This window comes from Streptomyces sp. NPDC052299, assembly GCF_040679335.1.
In the GTDB taxonomy this organism is placed as follows: domain Bacteria; phylum Actinomycetota; class Actinomycetes; order Streptomycetales; family Streptomycetaceae; genus Streptomyces.
On record NZ_JBFAUP010000051.1, the window covers coordinates 1 to 3,455 of the forward strand.

The 3,455-nt window shown below is 68.2% G+C and carries 4 protein-coding genes; 1 reads left to right on the forward strand and 3 read right to left on the reverse strand.

Annotated elements, in window-relative coordinates; genetic code table 11:
- The 3 genes from AB0L33_RS35075 to AB0L33_RS35085 all read right to left on the reverse strand — a co-directional run.
- A partial coding sequence (locus AB0L33_RS35075; protein WP_365687815.1) for a beta-ketoacyl synthase N-terminal-like domain-containing protein occupies nucleotides 1-906 on the reverse strand: 906 nt, incomplete at its 3' end.
- Between the two features lie 52 nt (nucleotides 907-958).
- Nucleotides 959-1,177, reverse strand: a complete 219-nt coding sequence (locus tag AB0L33_RS35080) for a ferredoxin (RefSeq protein WP_365687816.1) — start codon at nucleotides 1,175-1,177, stop codon at nucleotides 959-961.
- Nucleotides 1,174-2,385, reverse strand: a complete 1,212-nt coding sequence (locus AB0L33_RS35085; RefSeq protein WP_365687817.1) for a cytochrome P450 — start codon at nucleotides 2,383-2,385, stop codon at nucleotides 1,174-1,176. The genes AB0L33_RS35080 and AB0L33_RS35085 overlap by 4 nt, the downstream gene beginning before the upstream one ends.
- A gap of 167 nt (nucleotides 2,386-2,552) precedes the next feature.
- On the opposite strand from AB0L33_RS35085, the gene AB0L33_RS35090 reads away from it, so the two are divergent.
- On the forward strand, nucleotides 2,553-3,455 hold a 903-nt coding region (locus AB0L33_RS35090; RefSeq protein ID WP_365687819.1), incomplete at its 3' end, for a beta-ketoacyl synthase N-terminal-like domain-containing protein.

The window sequence follows — 3,455 nt, forward strand, 5'->3', positions numbered from 1 at the left end:
ATTGACCGCCGAACCCCTGATCACCGCCAGCACCGGATGCCCATTGCGCCGCGCGTCCGACAAACGCTCCAGCACCAGCCACCCCACACCCTCGGCCCAGCCCGTTCCGTCGGCGGAGTCGGAGAACGCCTTGCAGCGGCCGTCCGGGGACAGCCCCCGCTGACGGCTGAACTCCACGAACGTGGTGGGGGTCGCCATGATGGCCACCCCGCCCGCGAGCGCGAGCGAGCACTCGTCCTTGCGCAGCGCCTGCCCGGCCTGGTGCAGGGCGACGAGGGACGAGGAGCAGGCGGTGTCCACGGTGACGGCCGGGCCTTCGAGGCCGAAGGTGTAAGCGATCCTGCCGGAGGCGATGCTGCCCAGGCTGCCGTTGACCAGGTAGCCCTCGAAGTTCTCGGGCGCGGGCCGCAGCCGGGAGGCGTAGTCGTTGTACATGACGCCGGCGAAGACTCCGGTGTCGCTGCCCTTCAACGCCTCGGGCACGATCCCGGCCCGCTCGAACGCCTCCCACGCGGTCTCCAGCAGCAAACGCTGCTGCGGATCCATCGCCAACGCCTCACGCGGCGAGATCCCGAAGAACTCCGCGTCAAAACCCGAAGCCTCGTACAGGAACCCGCCCCGCCGCGTCATCGACTTACCCGCCACGGCCGGGTCCGGATCGAACAGACCCTCCACGTCCCAGCCACGGTCCGACGGGAACTCACCGACAGCGTCCACGCCCCGCTCGACCAGATCCCACAACCCCTCCGGAGACGTCACACCCCCAGGGAACCGGCACGCCATACCCACGATCGCCAACGGCTCATTCGCCCGCTCCTCCACATCGGAGAGTTCCCGCCGGGCCTGTCGCAGATCGGCGGTGGCCCGCTTGAGGTATTCGCGGAACTTGTCTTCGTTGTCAGCCACTGGAGAAAGACCCTTTTCTGGGGAGCGGGCAAGCGGGCGGGCGAACGGGCCGTCAGGCCGGGATTTCCTCGACTTCGATGGCGAGCGACGGGCAGCGGCGCGCCGCGTCCTTCACCTCGGCGTGCAGCGACGGCTCGGGGTCCTTGTCGAGCAGGTAGACGACGCCGTCCTCCTCACGCTGGTCGAACACGTCCGGCGCGGTCAGCGCACAGATGCCGGAGGAGCAGCACTCCTCCTCCTTGATGGTGATCAGCAGTCGTGCCTGGCTCACCAGGTCACCTCCAGTCGGTGGATTCCGAATACGGTCGCGTCCTTGAACGGAAGGTCTTCCGGAGGACCGACCAGGCGCAGTCCGGGGATGCGCCGGAAAAGGGTGTCGTAGACGATCTCCAGCTCGGCCCGGGCGAGGTTCTGGCCGAGGCAGGCGTGCACGCCGAAGCCGAACGCCACGTGGCCGGACGTCTGGCGCCCCAGGTCGAGGGTGGCCGCGTCGGGGAAGACCCGCTCGTCGTGATTGGCGGCGGCGGCCGACGCGATGAAGCCCTCGCCCGCGCGCACGACGACGTCACCGACCTCGATGTCCTCAAGGGCCACGCGCGCGGTCGGGTAGTCCACGATGCTGAACCAGCGCAGCAGTTCCTCGACCGCGCCCGGGGTCGTGGACGGGTCCGCGGTGATCGTGGCCAGCTTCTCCGGCTCCCGCAACAGGGCCGCCACCCCGAGCGAGATCATGTTCGCCGTCGTCTCGTGGCCGGCCAGGAGCAGGAGCATCGCGAAGCCGGTGAGCAGCTCGTGGTCGTAGATGCCCGCTTCCCGGTACTTCACGGCGAGGCGGCTGAGCAGCGCGTCATCGGGCGCGTCGTCCTTGCTGGACACCAGGTCGCCGAGGAACGCGCGCAGAGCGCCGAAGGCGGCCCCGCGTTCCTCGGGCGTGCTGGACCGTTCCAGCAGTACCTCGGTGTACTTCTGGAACGTACCGCGGGTCTCGTATGGCACCCCGAGCAGCTCGCAGATGACGAGTGAGGGGACCGGAAGCGAGAGTTCCTGGACCAGATCCACCGGCCTGCCGCCCGCGCCGGCCTCCAGAACGCGGTCCACGCATTCATCCACGATTTCCTGAATACGCGGGCGCAGCCGGCGGACGCGATTGAGCGTGAATTCACTGGTGACCATGCGCCGGTGAAGCGAATGTTCCGGGGAGTCCATCGACAGCAGAAATCCCTTCTGCGCGAAAGCCCCCACATTGGCGACGGTCGCGGGAAAGGCGGGATGGGCTCTGCTGGCCGAGGTGGCCGGATGGCTGAGCAGAGTACGCACGTGCTCGTGGCGCGTGGCCAGCCAGGCCGACTTTCCGTTCTGGAGCACCACCTGGGACATGGGCCCTTCGGCGCGCAGCGGTGCGTACTCGGCAGGCGGACTGAAAGGGCAGGTCCGGGCAAAGGGAAAGGGTGGTATGTCGGAGCTATCGGTATCGGACATGGTGGTGACCTCTCGAGACAGAGCGCTTCGCGCCGCAAGGTATGCGCAGGGGCTTAATTGCTGCTAAACGCGGCAGCGCTTTAGGTCTGATTAAGGCCAAGGCAAGCAACGCGGAGGAGGGTGGCGAGCCGAACGGGTGGCCCGGTAGCCCAAGGGGATGGCTCTGCATGCCGAATGAAGACAAGCTTCGCGATTACCTCAAGCGTGTGACGGCTGATCTTCAGCAGACACGCCGCCGCCTCTCCGATGTGGAGGAGCGGGCGAATGAGCCGTTGGCGATCGTGGGTATGGCGTGCCGGTTCCCTGGGGGTGTGACGTCTCCGGAGGGGTTGTGGGATCTGGTCGAGCGGGGCGTGGACGCGGTCAGTGAGTTCCCGTCGGACCGTGGCTGGGACGTGGAGGGTCTGTTCGATCCGGACCCGGCCGTGGCGGGTAAGTCGATGACGCGGCGGGGCGGGTTCCTGTACGAGGCTTCGGGTTTTGACGCGGAGTTCTTCGGGATCTCGCCGCGTGAGGCGTTGGCGATGGATCCGCAGCAGCGTTTGCTGCTGGAGACCGCGTGGGAGGCGTTCGAGCGGGCCGGGATCGTGCCCGAGGCGTTGAAGGGCAGCGACACCGGAGTCTTCGCCGGCGCCATCCCGCAGGACTACGCGCCCGAGGTCGACAGGGTCCCCGCCGATGTCGAGGGCTACGTCGGCTCCGGCGTCCTCACCAGTGTCGCCTCCGGCAGGATCGCGTACACCTTCGGCCTCGAAGGCCCGGCCGTCTCCGTGGACACCGCCTGTTCCGCCTCCCTCGTGGCCCTGCACCTGGCGGCCGAGTCCCTGCGGCGCGGCGAGAGCTCACTGGCCCTGGCCGGCGGCGTCACCGTGATGTCCACGCCGCGCATCTTCGTGGAGTTCAGCCGTCAGCGGGGGCTGTCCCCGGACGGCCGCTGCAAGGCATTCGCGGACGACACGGATGGCACCGGTTTCTCCGAGGGTGTGGGGTGGCTGGTGCTGGAGCGTTTGTCGGACGCGCGGCGCAATGGGCATCCGGTGCTGGCGGTGATCAGGGGTTCGGCGGTCAAT